The following is a 2,605-nucleotide window of genomic DNA, read 5'->3' on the forward strand; positions in this document are numbered from 1 at the left end:
CGGTCATCAGTATCGGTTAATAACTTTAAAATTCCCTGATTTCCAATGGTATCTTGAACATAATGAGAATATGTCCCCGGAAATCCGTTTAAAGCTTTAATGAATAAACCAGCATCTTCCACAATCACAGGTTTGTCAAGTTTACGACAAGCATATTTTGCGCCTGATATGGCCACTTCCTCAAGAGTTCCTTGAGGCTCTTCGTAACCTAAATCAATATGCTCCAATTTAATGTCATAATCTTTGAAAATATTCTCTGCTTCTTTAACTTTATGTTCGTTACCAGTTATAAATGTTATCATATTTTTAAATATATTGGTGACTTTTATTATATGTGTTGGTTTACTGAAAACTTAATTGAATATTATGTTTGTTGTGATTAACACTAACTGTAAAACCATTAAAGCAAATAATATGTTTCTATATTCAATTTGAGGAGTTCTATATATCAATATTATGATAACAAATATAATAATTATGTTTATTGCTGATAAAAAGAACATCATTGCCTTAAACCACCTTATTCATTTTAAGAAAGATATATAAATGAAAAAAGCACATAATTACTATCAATAGAAGGATGATTTTAATCATCCTCCTCTAATAGTATATAGTAATTGTATTAATCCAATTATTGTAGAGGTTAATTGGAGTGCAATTACTATTTTTGTGCTTTTTTTCATTTAATCCTCCTACGGAACCATTTTAAAAACGATTCCATGGATTATTATTTATATTCAAAATATTTAAAGCTTTTTAACTTGTATTATGTTAAAAAAAGTAATTTTAATTAGTTAAATTGCTTTAACACTATAAAATTGCACCCATTTGGAAAAAAAATTAGTGAGTATACCTTCCACGAGATTCTATGTCAGATATGTGATTAACCATTTTTTCATTATCATAACCTTTCAATACGCAATCAAAGTATTTTACAGCCAAATTATAGTCAATACTTTGAAGGGATTTCTTTAAAACAAGTAAGTCGACAGCTTTGTCTTCTTCAAAATGAGAATATCTTCCAAGCCCGAAATCAATGAACACCAACTTATCATCCTGAAGCATGATATTGGAAGTTGTGATGTCCCCATGAATGATATCTGCAGAGTGAAGTTTAGCGATTTCCCGGCCGATTCTGAATGCCAAATCCTCATTGATAATGTCCTTAACCATTTCGCCATCAATCTCTTCCATCAAAATTGATTTGTCCTTTAAATTGACATCATATAGGATTGGAGTTCTGACGCCGGCACGTTTTGCATCGGATAACAGCTTGGCTTCCTCTTTGGTTCTTGCTTTTCTAATCTTATCGTCAATTTCAGAGATTCTGTAATGCTTAGGAATCCTATCCTTTAAGACTGCCTTTTCACCTAAATAGCTGGATTTGACTATATTGGACTCGGCTCCTTTAGCTATCAAATCATCGCTTAATTCCAAATAGGATTTGGTATTGTCAATCCAGGGAATATCTACCTCATCGGTTCTGAATTTCTGAATGATGCCTGTTTCGGACAAATCCATCGGTCCAAACTCCTTGCACATCAGAAGTCCCAGCCATGCAATCATTACACCATTGTCACCGCAGAGCTTCATCTCAGGCATGTAAAACTTGGCGCCGTGCTCTTCAGACATTGTCTTGAGCATTTCGCGCAAACGTGAATTGGCTGAAACGCCTCCGCACAGCATCACTTCATCCTTTTGGGTGTGGGACAATGCCCTTTCAGTCACTTCAACAAGCATGGAAAAGGCAGTTTCCTGAAGTGAAAAGCAAATGTCCTCCATTGGAGTTCCCTTTTCAGCTTCCCTTAAAGCTGCAGACAGCAAACCTGAAAATGAAAAGTCCATGCCCTTTACGACATATGGCAAATCAATGTAAGAGCCCTGTTTGGCAAGCTTTTCAATGACCGGTCCGCCAGGATGGCCCAAACCAGTTTCACGGCCAAAATGATCAAGGCAATTTCCAATTGCTATGTCCAAGGTTTCTCCAAAAATCCTGTATCTTCCGCTTTCATATGCAATTACCTGGCTGTTTCCTCCGCTTACATAAAGTGAAACAGGATTGACTGCACCTGTGTCAAGTTTTCCAACTTCAACATGTCCGATACAGTGATTAACACCAATAATAGGTTTATTAAGTGATAATGCCAAACTCCTTGCAGATGTTGCAACTATCCTTAAGGCAGGACCTAAACCGGGGCCCTGTGAAAATGAGATTAAGTCAATGTCATCATATGAAATTCCCGCTTGCTCAACAGCTTGAGGAATCAGTTTAGGAATCCATTCGGCGTGATGCTCTGCAGCTATTCTCGGGTGAATTCCACCCTCTTCCGGGAATAGCTGTTTTCCAGCCATGGCTAGAATATTTCCATCACTGTCAACAATGCCCACACCGGTTTTTTCTGCTGTCCCTTCAATTCCTAAACATATCAAAATAATCAACTGAAAAATTTAATTATTTACTATATTTCATTTGAAAATATAAAAATATTTTTTAAATTTAAAGAACATAATTAAAAGCATGGGATTTTATAGTGCTAATACTCCAGAACAAAAAAGAGTTAAAAAATTGACAGGAGACGTTAACCTCAGCGATATGTTCAAAAAC

The 2,605-nt window shown here is 35.7% G+C and carries 2 protein-coding genes; both read right to left on the reverse strand.

Annotation, left to right across the window (positions count from 1 at the left end; translation table 11 throughout):
• Positions 1 to 302 (reverse strand): non-canonical purine NTP pyrophosphatase (locus ACJROP_RS02100; RefSeq protein WP_406533849.1); only part of this gene is annotated, 302 nt, incomplete at its 3' end.
• 538 nt (positions 303 to 840) lie between these two features.
• Entirely contained in the window at positions 841 to 2,439 is a 1,599-nt protein-coding gene (locus ACJROP_RS02105) for a bifunctional N(6)-L-threonylcarbamoyladenine synthase/serine/threonine protein kinase (protein ID WP_406533850.1), read from the reverse strand.
• Between the last annotated feature and the right edge of the window lie 166 nt (positions 2,440 to 2,605).

It is taken from the genome of Methanobrevibacter sp. (assembly GCF_045220775.1).
Taxonomy (GTDB): Archaea; Methanobacteriota; Methanobacteria; order Methanobacteriales; family Methanobacteriaceae; genus Methanocatella.